General features: G+C 73.6%; 18 protein-coding genes. 4 read left to right on the top strand and 14 right to left on the bottom strand.

Going from position 1 to position 19,298, the window contains the following annotated elements:
• From O2W15_RS23395 to uvrC, 10 genes are all read right to left on the bottom strand, one after another.
• Positions 1 to 342: an RNA polymerase-binding protein RbpA gene (locus O2W15_RS23395; protein ID WP_269165221.1), complete on the bottom strand. Its 342-nt coding sequence runs from the start codon at positions 340 to 342 to the stop codon at positions 1 to 3.
• 211 nt (positions 343 to 553) lie between these two features.
• Entirely contained in the window at positions 554 to 784 is a 231-nt protein-coding gene (gene secG / locus O2W15_RS23390) for a preprotein translocase subunit SecG (RefSeq protein ID WP_269165138.1), read from the bottom strand.
• A gap of 119 nt (positions 785 to 903) precedes the next feature.
• On the bottom strand, positions 904 to 2,676 hold the full coding sequence (locus O2W15_RS23385) for an ABC transporter substrate-binding protein (RefSeq protein WP_269181200.1): 1,773 nt from the start codon (positions 2,674 to 2,676) through the stop codon (positions 904 to 906).
• A 37-nt stretch (positions 2,677 to 2,713) separates the two neighbouring features.
• The gene (tpiA, locus tag O2W15_RS23380; RefSeq protein ID WP_269181199.1) at positions 2,714 to 3,523 is read right to left on the bottom strand and encodes a triose-phosphate isomerase; all 810 of its coding nucleotides are present in this window, start codon (positions 3,521 to 3,523) and stop codon (positions 2,714 to 2,716) included.
• Positions 3,524 to 3,532: 9 nt separating this feature from the next.
• Positions 3,533 to 4,726 carry a phosphoglycerate kinase gene (locus O2W15_RS23375; RefSeq protein WP_269181198.1) on the bottom strand — a complete coding sequence of 398 codons (1,194 nt, stop codon included), beginning with the start codon at positions 4,724 to 4,726 and terminating at the stop codon, positions 3,533 to 3,535.
• Entirely contained in the window at positions 4,726 to 5,730 is a 1,005-nt protein-coding gene (gap, locus tag O2W15_RS23370) for a type I glyceraldehyde-3-phosphate dehydrogenase (protein WP_269165142.1), read from the bottom strand. The genes O2W15_RS23375 and gap overlap by 1 nt, the downstream gene beginning before the upstream one ends.
• Before the next feature lie 244 nt (positions 5,731 to 5,974).
• Complete coding sequence (gene whiA, locus O2W15_RS23365; RefSeq protein ID WP_036338709.1) at positions 5,975 to 6,955, bottom strand: DNA-binding protein WhiA; 981 nt, start codon at positions 6,953 to 6,955, stop codon at positions 5,975 to 5,977.
• Between the two features lie 73 nt (positions 6,956 to 7,028).
• Positions 7,029 to 7,982: a gluconeogenesis factor YvcK family protein gene (locus O2W15_RS23360; protein ID WP_269165143.1), complete on the bottom strand. Its 954-nt coding sequence runs from the start codon at positions 7,980 to 7,982 to the stop codon at positions 7,029 to 7,031.
• The gene (rapZ, locus tag O2W15_RS23355; protein ID WP_269181197.1) at positions 7,982 to 8,917 is read right to left on the bottom strand and encodes an RNase adapter RapZ; all 936 of its coding nucleotides are present in this window, start codon (positions 8,915 to 8,917) and stop codon (positions 7,982 to 7,984) included. Before rapZ ends, O2W15_RS23360 begins: the two co-directional genes overlap by 1 nt.
• Complete coding sequence (gene uvrC / locus O2W15_RS23350; RefSeq protein WP_269165145.1) at positions 8,914 to 10,971, bottom strand: excinuclease ABC subunit UvrC; 2,058 nt, start codon at positions 10,969 to 10,971, stop codon at positions 8,914 to 8,916. The genes rapZ and uvrC overlap by 4 nt, the downstream gene beginning before the upstream one ends.
• A gap of 265 nt (positions 10,972 to 11,236) precedes the next feature.
• Here uvrC and O2W15_RS23345 point away from each other — a divergent pair, with 265 nt between their 5' ends.
• A complete protein-coding gene (locus tag O2W15_RS23345; protein ID WP_269181196.1) occupies positions 11,237 to 11,797 on the top strand; it encodes a hypothetical protein in 561 nt (186 codons plus the stop codon).
• A gap of 98 nt (positions 11,798 to 11,895) precedes the next feature.
• Here O2W15_RS23345 and O2W15_RS23340 read toward each other — a convergent pair whose 3' ends face one another.
• The 3 genes from O2W15_RS23340 to O2W15_RS23330 form a co-directional block, all read right to left on the bottom strand.
• A complete protein-coding gene (locus O2W15_RS23340; protein WP_269181195.1) occupies positions 11,896 to 12,816 on the bottom strand; it encodes an alpha/beta fold hydrolase in 921 nt (306 codons plus the stop codon).
• Between the two features lie 55 nt (positions 12,817 to 12,871).
• Positions 12,872 to 15,766 (bottom strand): excinuclease ABC subunit UvrA, encoded by a 2,895-nt coding sequence (gene uvrA, locus O2W15_RS23335; protein ID WP_269181194.1) that lies wholly within the window; start codon positions 15,764 to 15,766, stop codon positions 12,872 to 12,874.
• A gap of 181 nt (positions 15,767 to 15,947) precedes the next feature.
• Positions 15,948 to 17,402: an amidase gene (locus tag O2W15_RS23330; RefSeq protein WP_269181193.1), complete on the bottom strand. Its 1,455-nt coding sequence runs from the start codon at positions 17,400 to 17,402 to the stop codon at positions 15,948 to 15,950.
• A gap of 47 nt (positions 17,403 to 17,449) precedes the next feature.
• Here O2W15_RS23330 and O2W15_RS23325 point away from each other — a divergent pair, with 47 nt between their 5' ends.
• Complete coding sequence (locus O2W15_RS23325) at positions 17,450 to 18,118, top strand: MBL fold metallo-hydrolase (RefSeq protein ID WP_269181192.1); 669 nt, start codon at positions 17,450 to 17,452, stop codon at positions 18,116 to 18,118.
• Positions 18,119 to 18,151: 33 nt separating this feature from the next.
• Here O2W15_RS23325 and O2W15_RS23320 read toward each other — a convergent pair whose 3' ends face one another.
• Complete coding sequence (locus O2W15_RS23320; protein ID WP_269181191.1) at positions 18,152 to 18,430, bottom strand: hypothetical protein; 279 nt, start codon at positions 18,428 to 18,430, stop codon at positions 18,152 to 18,154.
• A 175-nt stretch (positions 18,431 to 18,605) separates the two neighbouring features.
• On the opposite strand from O2W15_RS23320, the gene O2W15_RS23315 reads away from it, so the two are divergent.
• Together O2W15_RS23315 and O2W15_RS23310 are read left to right on the top strand one after the other, a co-directional pair.
• On the top strand, positions 18,606 to 18,854 hold the full coding sequence (locus tag O2W15_RS23315; protein ID WP_269181190.1) for a hypothetical protein: 249 nt from the start codon (positions 18,606 to 18,608) through the stop codon (positions 18,852 to 18,854).
• Positions 18,851 to 19,288: a hypothetical protein gene (locus O2W15_RS23310; RefSeq protein WP_269181189.1), complete on the top strand. Its 438-nt coding sequence runs from the start codon at positions 18,851 to 18,853 to the stop codon at positions 19,286 to 19,288. The genes O2W15_RS23315 and O2W15_RS23310 overlap by 4 nt, the downstream gene beginning before the upstream one ends.
• Positions 19,289 to 19,298: the final 10 nt, after the last annotated feature.

Here is a 19,298-nt window from a genome sequence, read left to right as displayed (position 1 = left end):
TCAGGCGCCGCGGCGGGCGCGCAGCCGGCTCAGGGCCTCTTCCAGGAGGGCGTCACCGTCCGCGTCCGATCGGCGCTCCCGGACGTAGGCGAGGTGCGTCTTGTACGGCTCCGTCCGCGGCGCCGGCGGCGGGTTCTGCTGGTCGGTCCCGGCCGGGAGCCCGCACCGCGGGCAGTCCCAGGTCTCCGGGACGTCGGCGTCCGTCGCGAAGGCGACCCGCGACTCGTGGTTGTTCGCGCACCAGAAGCCGATCCGGTTCCGAGGCGCTGCCTCGCCCCGTTCGGCCTCACCCATCGGTCCCGCACCGACCCGGCTCCCCCGGATCGCGTTCCCACCAGCCACGAGCGGCCCCCCTGATCGCTGCCACGTCGCGGTGACTGAGTTGATCACCGCGGAGGCAGTCTAGGGCCTGACCAGCCGGTCCAGGGTCACGATGTGAACACCCTGTGTGCCGCCACGCGCCCTCGCACCGATGGGAACGATCGCACGCACCGGCCCTCTCTCAGGGGCCCGCGGCGAGCTCGCGAGGCGTGGGGGGAGAGAGGGTCCTTCTTCAGACCTTGAGCAGGAGCCCGAGCGCCACGATGCAGACGGCCCACAGCACCCCGGCGAAGACGGTCAGCCGGTTGAGGTTCTTCTCCACCACCGAGCTGCCGGACAGCTGCGAGGACACCGCACCACCGAACATCGAGGACAGACCGCCGCCCTTGCCGCGGTGCAGCAGGATGAGCACGATCAACAGCAGGCTGGTGAGGACCAGCAGGACGTTGAGGAACAACTCCATCGTTCTTGGTCTCCTGTCCCGTACACAACGGGGTGGGTGGGCTCGCACCCGTCGGGTCGGGGGCTCTCGACGGTCCAGCCTAACCGACGGGGCCGGGGCGCCGGTTCAGCCTGGGCCGGTCAGCGGACTCCGGCCGTCGCGACGTCATAGCCCCCGTAGGGCTGCATGACCACGCCGTTGCGCAGCCGCTGGCCGGCCAGCAACTGCACCCGGTTCTCCACCAGCGGGACATAGGCCGACGTCTCCTGCACCGCGTACCCGACCTGGCGCCAGGCGTCGGCGGCCGCAGCCGGCTCGGTCGCCGCCCGGGCGGCGTCCACCAGCCCGTTGACGGTCGGGTCGTTCAGGTACGCGTAGTTGGTGTTGCCGACCTTGCGGATCGAGCGCCCGTCGACCAGTGGGAGCAGGAAGGACGCCGAGGTCGGGAAGTCCGCGGTCCAGGTGGCGAGAACCATCCCGTACCCCGCCGCGGTCACGGCATCGGGGTTGCCGACGTCGGTGGCGTAGTAGGTGGCCGGGTCCAGCGGGCGCACCTCGACGACGATCTGCACCTCCGCGAGGTCTGCTGCGATGGCCTCGGCCACCTCGACGCTGGACGGCACGTCCGGGACGGCCAGCACCGTGCTGAAGCCGTCGGGCTGACCACAGGCGGCCAACGCTGCCCGGGCAGCGGCGAGATCCGGTTGGGGGTCGGACTCCTCGGGGGCGCCGGCGACCGCGCGCGGCCAGAGCACCGACGTCCGCACGGCGTTGCCGGCCCCCAGCAGGGCCTGCTGCACGGCCGACCGGTCGACGGCGGCAGCCACGGCAGCCCGGCAGGACGGGTCGTCCATCGGGGCCACCGTCGTGGGCAGGGCCAGCAGCCGGACCGTGCCGGTGGTGACGTCGTCGATCCGCGCGGCCAGGTCCTCGTCGTCCAGCCGGCTGGTGGTGGCCTGCTGCACACCTGTCCCGGAGAGGTCCGCGTCGGCCGACCCGGCCAGCAGGGCTTGGTCGCGGGCCACGCCGGAGAGCCCGGTGCGCACCACCACCTCGTCCGGCAGGGCCGTGCGGACGTCGTCGGTGGCCGGGTCCCACTCCGGGTTGCGGGACAGCACGATCCCGGCCACGGGGTCCACGGAGGTGATCAGGTAGGGGCCGGAGCTGACCGGACGGGCCCCGTAGTCGCCGCCGGTGTCGCTCTCCACCGGCACCGGGCTGCTCGAGGGCAGGGCCATGACGAAGGGGAAGTCCGGGGCCGGGCTGGTGAGCCGGAAGACGATCGTCCGGTCGTCGGGGGTCTCGATCGAGGCCAGCCCGAGCCGGTCGGCGGTCTCGTCCTGGTAGGGCCCGGCGTAGGGGTCCGCCGCGTCGTCGAGCAGGTCGACGACGTAGGTGGGGCCGCCGACGACCACGTCGGAGGCGAAGGAGCGCTGGATCCCGTACTTCACGTCACGCGAGGTGATCGGCCGGCCGTTCTCGAACCGCACGCCCTCCCGCAGGGTGAACGTCCAGGTGCGGCCGCCGTCGGTGCCTGTACCGAGGTCGGTGGCGAGGTCGGGGACCAGCTCGTCGGTGCTGCCCGGCTCGGCGGAGTAGGTGACCAGGGTGCGGGTGTACAGCCGCATCAGGTTCCACACCGACGGCATGTAGGAGCGCTGTGGGTCCAGGCTGTCGATCTCGCCGGTGACCAGCCGCAACGTCCCGCCGGGCTCCTCGGAGGGTGCGCGCACGCCCTCGACCCCGCTGCCGGGCTCCGCCGCCACGGTCGGCACCCCGGCCAGCCCGCTGTTCTCGCTGCCGCAGCCGGTCAGCACGGCCAGGGCGGCGGCCAGGGCCACGACGACGACCGACCGCCCTGCTCCCCGAGGGGTGCGCTGGGCGGCCGGTCGCCGTTCGGTGCTGTGCGTCAACGTGGGTGCTGCTCCGCCCGGTCAGTGCCGGCGGCGGTCAGCTCCCACCGGCAGCGGTACGACAGATCTGTGCGAACTCGTCGGCGTCCAGGCTGGCCCCACCGACGAGTGCACCGTCGACGTCCGGCCCGGCGAGGATACCGGCGGTGTTGGCGGCCTTGACCGATCCGCCGTAGACGATACGGACCGCAGCGGCCGTGTCCGCGCCGTGACGCTCGGCGAGCCGCGCCCGCAGCGCCGCACAGACCTCTTGCGCATCATCCGGCGTGGCCACCTCGCCGGTGCCGATCGCCCACACCGGTTCGTAGGCGACCACCAGCTCCTGGAGCTGCTCGGTGGGGACGCCGTCCAGTGCCCGGTCCAGCTGGTCGGTGCAGTGCGCGACGTGGGTGCCCGCCCGGCGGACGTCGAGCCCCTCCCCCACGCACAGCAGCGGGACCAGGCCGTGCCGCAGCGCCGCCTGGACCTTGGCCGCGATGACCGCGTCGTCCTCACCGTGCAGCGTGCGCCGCTCGGAGTGGCCGACCAGCACGTAGCGGCAGGCCAGTGCGGCGAGCATCGCCCCGCTGACCTCCCCGGTGTAGGCACCGGAGTCCTCCGCCGAGACGTCCTGCGCGCCGTACCCGATCTCCAGCTTGTCGCCGGCCACCAGCGTCTGCACGCTGCGCAGCGCGGTGAACGGCGGGACGACGACGACCTCGGCGTCCTCCAGCTGCGGCTCGGTCAGCGAGAAGGCCAGCTTCTGCACCAGCCCGATCGCCTCGAGGTGGGTCAGGTGCATCTTCCAGTTGCCCGCGATGAGCGGACGCCGGCCCTCCCGGGGCGGCCTGGGCTTCGTGCGTGCCATCGTCGCCCCTCAGTCCGCGAGCACCGCGAGCCCGGGGAGCTCCCGGCCCTCGAGGTACTCCAGCGACGCGCCGCCGCCGGTGCTGATGTGACCGTAGGCCGCCTCGTCCAGCCCGAGCTGGCGCACGGAGGCCGCGGAGTCGCCGCCACCGACGACGGAGAGCCCGTCGATCGCGCCGACGGCCTGCGCCACGCCCCGGGTGCCGCCCTGGAAGGGAGCCAGCTCGAACACGCCCATCGGCCCGTTCCAGAACACGGTGCGTGCGCCGGCCAGCGCCTCGGCGAAGAGCTCGACGCTCTTCGGCCCGATGTCCAGGCTCATCTGGTCGGCCGGGATCTCGGTGGCCGGCAGCACGGTGGTCGGCGCATCGGCGCTGAACTCCGGGGTGCAGACCACGTCGACCGGCAGCACGATCCGGTCGCCGGCCTCGGCCAGCAGCCGCCGGCAGCTGTCGACCTGGTCGGCCTCCAGCAGCGACGTCCCGACCTCGTGGCCCTGGGCGGCCAGGAAGGTGTAGGTCATCCCCCCGCCGACCAGCAGCCGGTCGACCTTGGGCAGCAGCGCCTCGATCACGCCGAGCTTGTCGCTGACCTTAGAGCCGCCGAGCACGACGACGTAGGGCCGCTCCGGGCTCTCGGTGAGCCGGGTGAGCACCTCCAGCTCGCGGGCGACCAGCCGGCCGGCCGCGTGCGGGAGGCGCTCGGCCACGTCGTAGACCGAGGCGTGCTTGCGGTGCACGGCACCGAACGCGTCGTCGACGTAGAGGTCGGCCAGCCCGGCCAGCCGGTCGGCCAGCTCGCCGCGAGCGGCGTCGTCCTTGCTGGTCTCGGCGGCCTCGAAGCGGACGTTCTCCAGCATGAGCACCTGGCCGTCGGCGAGCGCCGCGACCTTCGCCGTGGCGTCGGGGCCGGCGACGTCGGCGGCCAGCGGCACCTCGGTGCCGAGCAGCTCACCGAGCCGTGCGGCGACCGGCGCCAGGGAGTACCGCGGGTCGGGCTCGCCCTTGGGCCGGCCCAGGTGCGCGGCGACGACGACCCGGGCGCCGGCCTCGCGGAGCGCCGAGATCGTGGGCAGGCTGGCCCGGATCCGGCCGTCGTCGGTGATCGCGCCGCTGTCAGAGTCCAACGGGACGTTCAGGTCGGCGCGCAGCAGCACGCGCCGACCCGACACCCCGTCGGCGATGAGCTCGTCGACGGACCGCATCAGAGCTTGCTGCCCACCAGCACGACGGAGTCGACGAGGCGGTTGGAGTAGCCCCACTCGTTGTCGTACCAGCCGACGACCTTGACCTGGTTGCCGAACACCTTGGTCAGACCGGAGTCGTAGATGCACGAGGCCGGGTCGGTGACGATGTCGGAGGAGACGATCGGCGCGTCGGTGTAGACCAGGTACGGTGCCAGCGGGCCGGCGGCGGCCGCCTTGTAGGCCTCGTCGACCTCCTCGACGGTGACCTCGCGGGACAGCGTGACGGTCAGGTCGGTCGCCGAGCCGGTCGGCACCGGGACGCGGAGCGCGTAGCCGTCGAGCTTGCCCTTCAGCTCCGGCAGCACCAGGCCGATCGCCTTGGCCGCACCGGTGGAGGTGGGGACGATGTTCAGCGCGGCGGCGCGGGCGCGGCGCATGTCCTTGTGCGGGCCGTCCTGCAGGTTCTGGTCGGCGGTGTAGGCGTGGATCGTGGTCATCAGGCCACGCTCGATGCCGAAGGCGTCGTTGAGCACCTTGGCCAGCGGGGCCAGGCAGTTGGTGGTGCAGGACGCGTTGCTGATGATCGTCTGCGAGCCGTCGTACTGCTCGTGGTTGACGCCCATGACGATCGTCAGGTCGTCGCCGGTGGCCGGCGCCGAGATGATGACCTTCTTGGCCCCACCGGCGTCGACGTGCTTGCGCGCGTCGTCGGCCTTGGTGAAGAAACCGGTGGACTCGACGACGACGTCGACGCCCAGCTCGCCCCAGGGCAGGTTGGCCGGGTCGCGCTCGGCCAGCACCTTGATGGTGGCGCCGCCGACCTTGATGCCGTCACCGACGACCGAGACGTCCTCGGCCAGCTTGCCCAGGATGCTGTCGTACTTGAGCAGGTGCGCGAGCGTCTCGGGCGTGGTCAGGTCGTTGACCGCCACGACCTCGACGTCGGCCCCGCTGGCGGCGACCGCCCGATAGAAGTTGCGGCCGATCCGACCGAACCCGTTGATGCCGACCCGTACCGTCACTGAGGACCTCCCAGACCGTGTTGCCCAGCCGGACCGGTCGGCCCAGCGGCGCCCGTGGGCCGTGCGTGCGCACGACCACATTCCGGCGACAGCCTATCGGCCCGCCGAGCAGCCTCCGACCGCGCACCCGCCCCGCCGGACGGGGCGTGCACAGACGTCCGCGACGTCTCCCCCGGTGGCCGGGAGAGACGTCGCGGACGTCTGGCGCGGTGCTGCCGCGCCACTCAGCGGGGTGGTCCTCCGGCTACTGGGCCAGCATGTCGTCGGTCACCACGGACTCGGTGTCCGGGATGCCGAGGTCCTTGGCCCGCTTGTCCGCCATCGCCAGCAGACGCCGTATGCGCCCGGCAACAGCGTCCTTGGTCATCGGCGGGTCGGCGCGCTGGCCGAGCTCCTCCAGCGACGCCTGACCGAACTCCAGCCGCAGCCGCCCGGCGACCAGCAGGTGCTCGGGGGCCTCGTCGGCCAGGATCTCCAGGGCCCGCTCGACCCGGGCACTCGCCGCGACCGCGGCCCGCGCCGAACGGCGCAGGTTGGCGTCGTCGAAGTTGGCCAGCCGGTTGGCCGTGGCCCGGACCTCGCGGCGCATCCGCCGCTCCTCCCAGGCCAGGACGGCGTCGTGGGCGCCCATCCGGGTCAGCAGCGCGCCGATCGCGTCGCCGTCCCGCACGACCACCCGGTCGGTGCCGCGCACCTCACGGGCCTTGGCCGCGATGCCCAGCCGACGGGCCGCACCGACCAGCGCCATGGCCGCCTCGGGGCCGGGACAGGTGACCTCCAGGGACGACGAACGCCCCGGCTCGGTCAGCGACCCGTGCGCCAGGAAGGCGCCCCGCCAGGCTGCCTCGGCGTCGCCGATCCCGCCGGAGACGACCGACGGCGGCAGGCCCCGCACCGGCCGGCCCCGCTGGTCGACCAGCCCGGTCTGCCGGGCCAGGCCCTCACCGTGCTTGGCGATCCGGACCAGGTAGCGCACGCCCCGGCGGATGTTGCCGCCGGCCAGCACGCTCACGCCACTGGTGTAGCCGTACACCTCGCTGATGTCCCGGCGCAGTCGCCGGGCCACGGAACCGGTGTCCAGCTCGGCCTCGATGACCACCCGGCCGCCCACGATGTGCAGGCCACCGGAGAAGCGCAGCAGCGCGGTCACCTCGGCCTTGCGCTCCGAGGTCTTCGTGCACTCCACGCGGGAGAGCTCGTCCTTCACCATCGCCGTCATCGCCATCAGCGGTGTTCCCTTCCCCCTGTGTGCCGGCCGGTGTCACGGTCGTCCCCGTGTCCGGCCACTGCCCTGCCGGTCACCGCGCACCGACCACGGAGGCCAGTGCGGCAGCGAGCCGGGAGGGATCGTGCTGTGGTGTCCCGTCGGGTGCAGCCACCGGTGCCAGCACCAGTTCTGCACCACATGCATGCACAGCAGACAGCAGACCACGCCGGTCAACAACCGCAGCGGTGTCCGCGATCACCGTGTGCAGCGACACGCCCCCCAGATGGGCCAGCAGGACGCGCAGGTGCTCCTCCGGCGAGAAGCCGTCGGTCTCCCCCGCCTGGGGCTCGAGGTTCAGCACCACGACCACCCGTGCCGCGGTCTCCGCCAGCGCCGTCCGCAGCCGCGGGACCAGGAGGTGGGGCAGCACGGAGGTGTACCAGGAGCCCGGCCCGAGGCTGACCACGTCGGCCGCCGCGATCGCCGCCAGCACCTCCGGTGGCACCGGGGGGTCGGCCGGGGAGACCCGGATGTCCTCGACGTGCCCGGGGGTGGAGGCGATCGCAACCTGGCCCCGGATCCGGCGGGTCTCCTGCGGGTCGTCGGGGTCGACGCTGGCCACCGTGGCCACCAGGTCCAGCGGGACGTCGGCCATCGGGAGCACCCGGCCGCGCGTCCCGAGCAGCTCCTCCAGCACGCCGAGGGCCCGGACCGTGTCGCCGCCGTGCATCTCGGTCAGGCCGGTCAGCATCAGGTTGCCGACGGGGTGCCCGGCGAGCACCCCGGTGCCACCGAAGCGGTGCTGGAGCAGGTCGGCCATCTGCTGGGTGCGCGGGGACTCGCCGGCCAGTGCGACCAGCGCCATCCGCAGGTCACCGGGTGGCAGCACCGGCATCTCGCGCCGGATCCGCCCCGAGGAACCGCCGTCGTCGGCGACGGTGACCACTGCGGTGAGCTCCGCGGTGAGCCGTCGCCAGGCAGCCAGGGCAGCGGCCAGCCCGTGCCCGCCGCCGAGGGCGACGACCCGCAGGCCGGGGGTCTCCACTACTCGCGCCCCAGGTCACGGTGGCGGGCGGTCGCCGGGACGCCCTCGGCGTTGAGCCGACGGGCGAACTCCTCGGCGATGGCGACGCTGCGGTGCTTGCCGCCGGTGCACCCCACCGCCAGGGTCAGGTACCGCTTGCCCTCGCGCCGGTAACCGGGCAGCAGCAGCCGCAGCACCTCGCCGTAGCGGTCCAGGAACGCTCCGGCGTCGTCCTGGGCGAGCACGTAGTCGCGCACCTCGGCGTCCCGGCCGGTCATCGGGCGCAGCTCGGGGACCCAGTGCGGGTTGGGCAGGAACCGGGCGTCGACGACGAGGTCGGCGTCCAGCGGCAGGCCGTACTTGAAGCCGAAGCTGAGCACGGTCGCCACCACCTCCGGCAGCTCGCCGTCCGGCACGAACGACGCCTCCAGGGTGGCGCGCAGCTGGTGCACGTTGAGGTCGCTGGTGTCGATCCACAGGTCGGCGTCGCCGGCGATGCCGGTGAGCAGCTCCCGCTCGGTGTCGATGCCGTCGATCAACCGGCCGTTGCCCTGCAGCGGGTGCTCGCGCCGGACCGACTCGTAGCGCCGGATCAGCACCTCGTTGCGGGCGTGCACGTAGACGACGCGCGGGCGGTGCCCGGCCTCGGCGAGCTGCCGGATGGACTCCTGCAGGTCGCTGGAGAAGGCCCGGCTGCGCACGTCGACGACGGCGGCGAACCGGCGCAGGTCGCCGCGGGCGCCCAGCTCGACCATCGGCTGGAGCAGGGCCGGCGGCAGGTTGTCGACCACGAAGAAGCCGAGGTCCTCCAGCACCCGGCCGGCGCTGTTCTTGCCCGCTCCGGACAGACCCGTGACGACCACGACGTCGAGCGGGGCGAGCTCGGTGCTCGACCCGTCGTCCGCCGGCGGGACGTCGCTCTGCGGCCCGGCCGGCGTTGCGCGACCGGCGGTCATGCCGGCTGCCCGGCGGCGGGGTGGACCCGGCCGGTGTCGGCGGTCTGGTCGGCGTCCGGCCCCTGGGCCGGCGCCCCGGTGTCCACCGGCGGCTCCAGCTCGACCGCGTCCTCGGCGACCACGTCGGGCGAGGCGCCCGCGGCCACCGGCTCGGCGACCGCGGCGAGCACCGCCTCGGCCGTGCGCCGGCCGATGCCGGGCACCGCCGTGAGCTCCTCCACCGAGGCCGCACGCAGCCGCTTGAGGGATCCGAACTGCTTCATCAGTGCCTTCCGCCGGGTGTCGCCGAGCCCCGGGACGTCGTCCAGGAGGGAGACCAACATGGTGCTGGATCGCTTCTGCCGGTGGTAGGTGATCGCGAACCGGTGTGCCTCGTCGCGCACCCGCTGCAGCAGGTAGAGGGCCTCGGAGGTGCGCGGCAGGATGACCGGGTCGGGGTCGTCGGGCAGCCAGACCTCCTCCATCCGCTTGGCCAGGCCGCAGACGGCGACGTCGACGATGCCCAGCTCGGCGAGCGAACGGCTGGCCGCGGCCACCTGCGGGGCGCCGCCGTCGACCACCAGCAGGTTGGGCGGGTAGGCGAACCGGCGCGGCCGGCCCTCCTCCGCGGCGACGCCCTGCTCGTCCCGGCGGTCCTGCTCCTCCTTGAGGTGCCGGGCGAACCGGCGCCGCACGACCTCGGCCATCGCCGCGGTGTCGTCGGTGCCCTGGGCCACGGAGAAGCGCCGGTAGTCGGACTTCTTGGCCATGCCGTCCTCGAAGACCACCATGCTGGCCACGACGTTGGTGCCCTGCACGTGCGAGATGTCGATGCACTCGATCCGCAGCGGCGCCGCGGGCAGGTCCAGGGCCTCCTGGATCTCCGACAGCGCCAGCGACCGGGCGGTCAGGTCGCTGGCCCGCTTCACCCGGTGCCGGGCGAAGGACTCCTTGGCGTTGCGCTCGACGGTCTCCATCAGGCTGCGCTTGTCCCCCCGCTGCGGGACGCGCAGGGACACCCGGGAACCGCGCAGCTCGCTGAGCAGCTCGGCGTAGACCTCCGCGTCGTCGGGCAGCTCGGGCACGAGCACCTCGCGGGGCACGGACTCCCCCACGTCGCCGGTGCCGGTCTCCTCGTCCACCCCGCCGTAGACCTGCAGCAGGAACTGCTCGACCAGCTGGCCGGTGGTGACGTCCTCGACCTTGTCGATGATCCAGCCGCGCTGCCCGCGCACCCGGCCACCGCGGACGTGGAACACCTGGACGGCGGCCTCCAGCTCGTCCTGCGCGAAGGCGACGACGTCGGCGTCCGTGCCGTCGCCGAGGACGACGGCCTGCTTCTCCAGGGCCCGGCGCAGCGCGCCGAGGTCGTCGCGCAGCCGGGCGGCCCGCTCGTAGTTCATCTCCTCGGCGGCCTCGGTCATCTGCCGCTCGAGCCGGCGGATCATCTGCTCGGTGCGGCCGCCCATGAAGTCGCAGAAGTCGTCGACGATCTCGCGGTGCTCCTCGGCGCTGACCCGGCCGACGCAGGGCGCTGCGCACTTGCCGATGTAGCCGAGCAGACAGGGCCGGCCGATCTGGGCGGCCCGCTTGAAGACGCCGTTGGAGCAGGTGCGGGCCGGGAAGACCCGGGTGAGCGTGTCGACCGTCTCGCGGATCGCCCAGGCGTGTGCGTAGGGGCCGAAGTACCGCACGCCCTTGCGCTTGGGGCCGCGCATGACCTGCAGCCGCGGGAACTCCTCGTTGAGCGTCACGGCGAGGCTGGGGTAGCTCTTGTCGTCCCGGTACCGGACGTTGAACCGGGGGTCGAACTCCTTGATCCAGTTGTACTCGAGCTGGAGGGCCTCGACCTCGGTGCCGACGACGGTCCACTCGACGCTCGCCGCGGTGGTGACCATCTGCCGGGTGCGCGGGTGCAGGCCCCAGACGTCGGCGAAGTAGCTGTTCAGCCGCTGCCGGAGGCTCTTGGCCTTGCCGACGTAGACGACCCGGCCGGCCGGGTCGCGGAACTTGTAGACCCCGGGGCTCTCCGGGATGCTGCCGACCGCTGGGCGGTACGTGGACGGGTCGGGCATGCCCCCAGGTTAGGTCTGCCCACCGACACTCCGTCGCCCGCTCCTGGCAGCCCCGCCGACGCGCGCGGCAACCGGACGGATGGCGGCCGCCTGAGCAGCAGGTACCCGGTCCTGCCGGGGAGAGGCCACACGTCCCGGTGGTGGACCGGGGTGCCGCGGAGCGGGTTCGTCGTGCACGGCGATCGGCCTGTGGACGACGCCGGCACCACACCGGCCGCGGCTGCCAGGGTGGCCCTCTCAGCGACGGGCGGAGGACGGGACGGGCATGCGCGGGACGGCGAGCAGCGAACGGGGCGGCGTGGTGGTCACCGACCGTTGGGGCGGGAACTGGCGGGTCAGCTGCTTCCGCGCTGGGGTGTTGCCGGCCCCCGTGGCCCGGCCGGACGCCGCGGCGGTCGGGCGGCTGCTGCTGCCCTGGGGCACGCCCACGGGCTCACCCCCACCTCCACCCCGGGCCAGCTGGGTGCTGGGGAGGTCGACCCGCTGGCAGGGCTGGGCCGCTCCCGGGGCCGGGGCGGACCCGTGGCGAGAGGAGGTCTCCGCCCTCCGCCCGATCGCGTTGACGGCCGGGCTCGGGTCGGTCGCCGCCTTCGTCCTGCTGCTGCGCGGTCGCCGGATCAGGCAGCTGGCGGCGGCGGAACGGACGCACCCGTGGCTGGTGGAGCTCACGGCCTGCGCCGGGCCCGCGCGGTCGGCGGTCTGGCTGGTCGAGGGGCCCGATGCGGCGCAGGCGGCCGTGGGCGAGGTGACCGGCGCGGTGCAGGCCGGACGGCCACCCGCGCCGACCGGCGGTCGACTCCTGGACGTGCAGGACCGTCGTAGCTGACCCGTGCCCCGCGGGGCGCCCTGGAGGCCGACCGGCGCAGCAGCCGCTCCGGGGCGGCCGCCGAGCCTCCGCGTCGTTCGTCGAGGCGAGCCTCCCGGTCAACCGCCGAGGCGAGCCTCGAGCCAGCCGAGCAGGTCGGCGACGACCTCGTCGCGGTTGGTCTCGTTGAAGACCTCGTGCCGCGCCTCGGGGTAGACCCGCTGGTCGACCGGCAGGCCGCGTTCCCGGAGCAGCCCGGCCAGCGCGGTGACCTGCTCGGCGTCCCGGCCGCCGACCGGGTCGTGCTGCCCGGACAGCAGCAGCACCGGCAGACCTCCGGGCAGTGCGGCGACGCCCTGCGGGCTGGCCGCACGGACCGACATGCCGAAGACCCCGGCCGCGTACCCGTGGGTCAGCGGCACCTGGTCGCCGGCGAGCGGGTCGGCCAGGTAGGCGTCGACCTCGGCCGGGTCACGCGACAGCCAGTCGTAGGGGGTGCGGGCCGGCTCGAACGGCTCGTTGAAGGCGCCGAGGGCGTCCAGCGGCTGGTCTCCCAGCCCAGCGGCCACGGCACCGTCCAGGGCGGACACCGTCTCGGCCAGCTCCGGCGACACCCCGATCGGTCCGGACAGCACCAGCCCGCTCAGCCCGGCGCCGTCCCGCTCGGCGCTGGCCAGCGCGATGATCGAGCCCATCGAGTGGCCCAGGAGCACCCGTGGCAGGCCCGGGTGCTCCTCGGCGGCGAGCCGGTGCAGGGCCTCCACGTCGTCGAGGACGCCGTCGGCGCCGGGCGCCCCGAACCGACCGGGGCCGGTGACCTCGGCGGTGCGACCGTGCCCGCGCAGGTCCATCGCGTAGACGGCCAGGCCCCGCCCGGTGAGCGCACCGGCCAGGCGCTCGTAGCGGCCGGAGTGCTCGGAGGCGCCGTGGACCAGCTGCAGGGTGCCCCGGATCTCGCCGGCGGGCAGCCAGCGTCGGTAGCGGACGTCCACCCCATCGGGGCGCGGTAGCACGGGCAGGTCGCCGGACGTCGTCGTCACGGTGGGTCCTCTCGTCCGGGGCGCACGAGGCGGCCGCAACCGCCCCGCGCACCGGTCAGCTGGCCTTCTTGCGGGCCTTCTTCTTCGGGCCGGCGGCCGCCGCGGCGACGGCCTCCGGGTCGAGGATGTTGGCGAGGAACCTGCCGGTGTGGCTCTCCGGGACCGAGGCCACGAGCTCCGGCGGCCCCTCGGCCACGACCATGCCGCCGCGGAAGCCACCTTCCGGGCCCATGTCGATCAACCAGTCGGCGCTCTTGATCACGTCGAGGTTGTGCTCGATGACGATGACCGAGTTGCCCTTGTCGACCAGCCCCTGGATGACCTGCAGCAGCTTGTTGATGTCCTCGAAGTGCAGCCCGGTCGTGGGCTCGTCGAGGACGTAGATGGTGCGGCCGTTGGAGCGCTTCTGCAGCTCGCTGGCGAGCTTGACCCGCTGCGCCTCGCCACCGGACAGCGTCGTCGCCGGCTGGCCGAGCCGGACGTAGCCGAGACCGACGTCGGTGAGGGTGCGCATGTAGCGGGCGATCGCCGGGATGGCCGCGAAGAACTCGGCGGCTTCCTCGATCGGCATGTTGAGCACCTCGGCCACGGTCTTGCCCTTGTAGTGCACCTCGAGGGTCTCCCGGTTGAACCGGGCCCCCTTGCAGACCTCGCAGGGCACGTAGACGTCCGGGAGGAAGTTCATCTCGATCTTCAGCGTCCCGTCGCCGGAGCACGCCTCGCACCGGCCGCCCTTGACGTTGAAGGAGAACCGGCCGGGCTGGTAGCCGCGGACCTTCGCCTCCGACGTGCTGGCGAACAGCTTGCGGACGTGGTCCCAGACCCCCGTGTAGGTGGCCGGGTTGGACCGCGGGGTGCGGCCGATCGGCGACTGGTCGACGCCGACGACCTTGTCCAGCTGGTCCAGGCCGGTGATGGTGCGGTGCCGGCCGGGCACCATCCGGGCGCGGTTGAGCTCGTTGGCCAGGGTCGTGTAGAGGATGTCGTTGACCAGGCTGGACTTGCCCGAGCCGGAGACGCCGGTGACGGCGACCAGCACGCCCAGCGGGAACGCCACGTCGATGCCGCGCAGGGTGTTCTCCCGGGCGCCCTTGACGACCAGCTCCCGGCCCGGCGTCCGCTCGCGACGGATCTTCGGGATGGTGATCTCCCGGCGGCCGGACAGGTACTGGCCGGTGATCGACCGCTCGCTGGCCAGCAGGTCCTCGTAGGTGCCGCTGACCACGACCTCGCCACCGTGCTCGCCGGCGCCGGGACCGATGTCGACGATCCAGTCGGCCTGCTTGATGGTGTCCTCGTCGTGCTCGACGACGATCAGCGTGTTGCCCATGTCCCGCAGCCGCACGAGGGTCTCGATCAGCCGGACGTTGTCGCGCTGGTGCAGGCCGATCGAGGGCTCGTCGAGCACGTAGAGGACGCCGACCAGCCCGGAGCCGATCTGGGTGGCCAGCCGGATGCGCTGCGCCTCCCCACCGGCCAGCGTGGCGGCCGGCCGGTCCAGGGACAGGTAGTCCAGCCCGACGGAGACGAGGAAGGAGAGCCGGGCCTGGATCTCCCGGAGCACCTGGACGGCGATCGCCCGCTCGCGCTCGCCGAGCTCCAGGGCGTTGAGCCACTCGGAGGCCTCGCCGATCGACAGCCCGGTGACCTCGGCGATCGAGCGGCCCATCAACTTGACGGCGAGGATCTCCGGCTTGAGCCGGGTGCCGTGACAGACGGGGCACGGCACGTCGCGCATGTAGCCCTCGTACTTGTCCTTCATGAACTCGCTGTCGGTGTCCTCGTGTCGGCGCTCGAGGAAGGGCAGCACGCCCTCGAAGGCGGCGTAGTAGCTGCGCTCGCGGCCGTAGCGGTTCTTGTAGCGGACGTGCACCTGGTCCGGGGAGCCGTGCAGCACCGCCTTCTGCACCTTCGCCGGCAGCTCCTCCCAGGGCGTGTTCATGGAGAAGCCGATCATGTCGGCGAGCCCGCCGAGCAACCGCTGGAAGTACTCGTTGCTCATCGAACCGGCCCACGGGGCGATGGCGCCCTCACCGAGGCTCTTGCCGGGGTCGGGGACCACGAGGTCGGGGTCGACCTCCTTGCGGGTGCCGATGCCGGTGCACTCGGGACAGGCGCCGAACGGCGAGTTGAACGAGAACGACCGCGGCTCGAGCGCCTCGAAGGACAGCCCGTCGTCGATGCAGGCCAGGTGCTCGGAGAAGGTGCGCTCCCGGTGTGCGTCGCCCTCGGGGAGGTCGACGAAGTCGAGCACCACCAGGCCACCGGCGAGCCCGAGCGCGGTCTCGACCGAGTCGGTCAGCCGCCGCTTGGCGTTCTCCTTGACCGTCAGCCGGTCGACGATCACCTCGATCGTGTGCTTCTCCTGCTTCTTGAGCGTCGGCGGCTCCGTCAGCGGGTGGATGGTGCCGTCGACCCGCACCCGGGAGAAGCCCTGGGTCTGCAGCGAGCTGAACAGGTCGACGTACTCGCCCTTGCGCGCCCGGACGACCGGCGCCAGCACCTGGAACCGGGTGCCCTCCTCCATGGCCAGCACCTGGTCGACGATCTGCTGCGGGGTCTGCCGCGAGATCGGCTTCCCGCAGTTGGGGCAGTGCGGCTGACCGGCCCGGGCGTACAGCAGCCGCAGGTAGTCGTAGACCTCGGTGATCGTGCCGACCGTCGACCGCGGGTTGCGGTTGGTCGACTTCTGGTCGATCGACACCGCCGGGGACAGGCCCTCGATGAAGTCGACGTCCGGCTTGTCCATCTGGCCGAGGAACTGGCGGGCGTAGGCCGACAGCGACTCGACGTAGCGGCGCTGGCCCTCGGCGAAGATCGTGTCGAAGGCCAGGCTGGACTTGCCCGAGCCGGAGAGCCCCGTGAACACGATCATCGCGTCGCGGGGCAGGTCGAGGTGGACGTCCTTGAGGTTGTGCTCTCGGGCGCCGCGGACGACGAGCCGGTCCATGTGATCCCTGTCGGTCGCAGTGGTTCGGTGCTGGTCCGGTCGCGGGGCGGCGGGGACCAGTGGTGCGGTGCTGAGGCCGGTGCGGTGCATCGGACCGTGGAACGGTGGCCCGGACGGTGCGCTTCCCGGCCCGGGTGTCGGCTGGGTCTCCCCCACCGCGGGCCGAGGCGACGCTGCCCGGTCAGCCGGCGGGGCCGCCGACCGGTCCGGCCGGGTCGAAGACCGGCGCGTGCCGGCGCCAGGGCAGCCGGCCCTCGAGCTCCCCGGCCAGCCAGAGTAGCCGCGTCTCGGCACCGGCCGGGCCGACGAACTGGACGGAGCTGGGGAGCCCCTCCCGGCCCGGGCCGGCGGGCAGGACGAGCGCCGGCAGGCCGGCCACGTTCCAGGCCGACGTCCACGGCGCCCAGCGGGCGTTGGCCGTGATGTTGGCCAGGAAGCCCCGCTCGTGCCACGGCCGCGCAGCCAGCGGCGGACCGGAGACGACCGGGCTGAGCAGGACGTCGACGTCGGAGAAGAAGTTCGCCATCCGGGCCCGGAACGCCGCCGCCGTCTGCGGCCGGACCAGGCCGGCCCGGCGCACCCAGCGGCCCAGCCGGGCGTGGGTGCGGCTACGCGGCTCCAGGGCCTGGCGGTCGAGCCCGAGGGCCTCGGCGTCGGAGTCGGCGCCGGCCAGCCACCGGGTGATGGTGCCCAGCGCCGCAGCCGGGGTGATCAGCGGCTCCTTCTCGACCACGACGTGCCCGGCGGTCCGCAGTTCGGCCACCACGGCGTCCAGCGCAGCGCGGGCGGCGGCGTCCAGCCGGACGCCGGGCACGGGCGACCGGGTCGACACCGCGATCCGCAGCGGGCCGACCGGAGCCGCCGGCGGGGCCGGCTCGGTGCCGGCCAGCACGGCGAAGCCGACGGCCAGGTCGGCGACGGTGGTGGCCAGCACACCGTTCTCCGCCATGCCGGACCAGCTGTCGGCACCGATCAGGGCCGGGACCACTCCGGAGCCGGGCTTGAGCGTGACCAGCCCGCAGGCGGCAGCGGGCAGCCGGAGGGAGCCCATGCCGTCGTTCCCCTGGGCCAGCGGGACGACACCGGCGGACACCGCGGCGGCGCTGCCCCCGGAGGAGCCGGCGGCCGACCGTGCGGTGTCCCACGGGTTGCGGGTGACCGTGCCCGGACCGTCGGTGGCGCAGTAGAGACAGAGCTCGGGCACCCGGGTGATGCCGACGACGACCGCCCCCGCGGCCCGCAGCCGGGCCACCACCGGGTGGTCGGCGCTCGCCGGCGCCGGCAGGTGGGCCGACGACCCGTCGGTGGCCACCTCGCCGGCCACCGCGACGTTGTCCTTGACCGCGATCGGGACACCGGCCAGCGGCAGCCGGGCCCGGTCGGGGCGGGCGTCGACCGCGGCGGCCTCGGCCAGGGCGGCTTCGGTGCGGACGACCCGGAACGCCCCGATCCGCGCCTCCACGGCGGCCAGGTGCCGCAGATGGGCACGGACGACGTCGACCGCGGAGAGCTCACCGGCGCGGACCCTGGCGGCCAGCTCGGTCGCCGGCAGCCCGACCACCCCGTCGAGCGTCGGCTCGCCGGACCCCGCCGCGGCCGGCGCGCCGGAGGGCCTGGAACCTGCACTAGCGTCCATGCCGACGAACCTAGACGGCGGCACCGACAGTCTCAGACGGGAGCGGGATGAGCGGGCAGACGTACACCGGTGACGTGCAGGTCGGTGGCCCCGCCGACGTCCGCGAGCTCCCGGGGCTGACCATCCGGAAGCTGGCCGTCAGCGAGATGGCGAACAACGTCTACCTGCTCACCAGCACGGCCACCGGGGAGTCGCTGCTGGTCGACGCGGCGGCCGAGCCGGCGGCGCTGCGGGAGCTGATCGGCGACGCCGACGTCCGCACGGTGGTGACCACGCACGGCCACTGGGACCACCACCGCGCACTCCCGGAGGTGGTGCAGGCGACCGGCGCGGAGACCGTCGCGCACCCGGCCGACGCAGCCGACCTGCCGGTGCCGGTCACCCGCCCGGTCTCCCACGGCGACACCGTCCCCGTGGGCGACCAGACCCTCGCAGTGGTGCACCTGCGCGGGCACACGCCGGGCAGCATCGCGCTGGTCTGGCGCGGCCCCGAGGGCGCCGGCACGCACGTCTTCACCGGCGACAGCCTGTTCCCGGGCGGCGTCGGCAACACCCAGTCCGACGCCGCCCGGTTCACCAGCCTGGTCGACGACGTGGAGAGCCGGTTGTTCGGCGAGCTGCCCGACGACACCTGGGTCTACCCGGGCCACGGCGCGGACACGACGATCGGCGCCGAGCGCCCGAACCTGCCGGAGTGGCGCGCCCGCGGCTGGTGACCGGCGCGGCGCCGGGGCCGGTCCTCGAGGGCTCTAGTCCTCGAAGAGATCCACGAGCTCCTCCGCCGTCCCGGCCACGTGCAGCGGCACCACCGAGATCGACCAGTCGGGGCGGCGCTCGTCGAGGTCGACCGCGAGGTCCCAGGCCGCCCTCGCGGTGAGCGGGCCGAAGCACGCGTCGTCCCCGTCCTCCCCCACCGCGATCTCGACCAGCCAGTTGTCGGAGAGATCGGCCGCGAGCTCGGCGAAGTCGGCCTCGCTGTCCTCGTCGGGCTCCGGGAGGTCGGCCTGGACGGGGTAGATGAGCGCCATGCGGACACGCTAGACCGGCCCGCGGCCCGCACCGCCCTCCGCCGCCGCCTGCTCCGGACGCCGGTTCGTCGACGCCATACCGGGTAGTGCACAACCGGAGCCGTGGACGAGCGCGCCCGCGGCAGGTCCGGCAGCGCCGCGTCCGCGCGGCCACCGCCCGAGCGAGGAGAGCTCCATGACCATGTCGAACAGCGACACTGCGACCGGCAAGCGCGACATCAAGTCCCACGAGACGACCAGCTTCGCCGACCTGGGCAAGGAGATGTGGGCCTACCTGACGGGCAAGGGCGCGGCGATCAACTACGAGTTCGTGGACATGACCGTCGAAGTGCCGCGGGAGACCGGTCCCGACGCCCCCCGCGCCACCTGGCGGCTGAACGGGACGCTGCGCATCACCACCGCCGAGAACGCCAGCAAGGGATGAACCCGGAGGTGGCCCGCCTCGACGTGACGGGCGACCTGTCCATCGGGGTCGACGGTGCGCCCGTGCGGGTCACCGCCGCCGGCGGTGACGTCCACGTGGTCGCCGACGACGTCCGCGGGTTCGTGCTGGGCCTGCGCTCGGCGGCGGCCACCGCCCGCACCGGGACCCGGCCCGGCCGCGCCGATCTCGCCGAGCTGGCCGGCGCGCTGGCCGATGCCGGGCTCACCGCCCGGCTCGACTCACCGTCGCAGCGCATCGTGACCGTCGGCGCCGGCGTCGACTCGTCGCTCGGTCGAGCGCTGCTGGGCACCCGGCAGGCGCGCCCGGACGCCGTCGGCATCGTCCGCGCCAGCGTCCGGGCCCGGGCTGTCGAGACCGCACTGGGCGCGACGCTGCTCGCCCTCGGCTACGCGGTGGTCCGCCGCCGCAGGTGAGCGGGGGCGT

The sequence above is a fragment of the Modestobacter sp. VKM Ac-2979 genome, from assembly GCF_026967995.1.
GTDB lineage: Bacteria > Actinomycetota > Actinomycetes > Mycobacteriales > Geodermatophilaceae > Modestobacter.
This window is presented reverse-complemented; position numbering and strand designations above follow the sequence as displayed.

Coding starts and splice junctions, on each gene's coding strand:
- O2W15_RS23330 (WP_269181193.1), bottom strand. CDS start 17,402: ATGGACGCTAGTGCAGGTTCCAGGCCCTCCGGCGCGCCGGCCGCGGCG.
- O2W15_RS23320 (WP_269181191.1), bottom strand. CDS start 18,430: ATGGCGCTCATCTACCCCGTCCAGGCCGACCTCCCGGAGCCCGACGAG.
- O2W15_RS23375 (WP_269181198.1), bottom strand. CDS start 4,726: ATGCGGTCCGTCGACGAGCTCATCGCCGACGGGGTGTCGGGTCGGCGC.
- O2W15_RS23345 (WP_269181196.1), top strand. CDS start 11,237: ATGCGCGGGACGGCGAGCAGCGAACGGGGCGGCGTGGTGGTCACCGAC.
- O2W15_RS23310 (WP_269181189.1), top strand. CDS start 18,851: ATGAACCCGGAGGTGGCCCGCCTCGACGTGACGGGCGACCTGTCCATC.
- secG (WP_269165138.1), bottom strand. CDS start 784: ATGGAGTTGTTCCTCAACGTCCTGCTGGTCCTCACCAGCCTGCTGTTG.
- uvrC (WP_269165145.1), bottom strand. CDS start 10,971: ATGCCCGACCCGTCCACGTACCGCCCAGCGGTCGGCAGCATCCCGGAG.
- tpiA (WP_269181199.1), bottom strand. CDS start 3,523: ATGGCACGCACGAAGCCCAGGCCGCCCCGGGAGGGCCGGCGTCCGCTC.
- uvrA (WP_269181194.1), bottom strand. CDS start 15,766: ATGGACCGGCTCGTCGTCCGCGGCGCCCGAGAGCACAACCTCAAGGAC.
- O2W15_RS23325 (WP_269181192.1), top strand. CDS start 17,450: ATGAGCGGGCAGACGTACACCGGTGACGTGCAGGTCGGTGGCCCCGCC.
- whiA (WP_036338709.1), bottom strand. CDS start 6,955: ATGGCGATGACGGCGATGGTGAAGGACGAGCTCTCCCGCGTGGAGTGC.
- O2W15_RS23315 (WP_269181190.1), top strand. CDS start 18,606: ATGACCATGTCGAACAGCGACACTGCGACCGGCAAGCGCGACATCAAG.
- rapZ (WP_269181197.1), bottom strand. CDS start 8,917: ATGACCGCCGGTCGCGCAACGCCGGCCGGGCCGCAGAGCGACGTCCCG.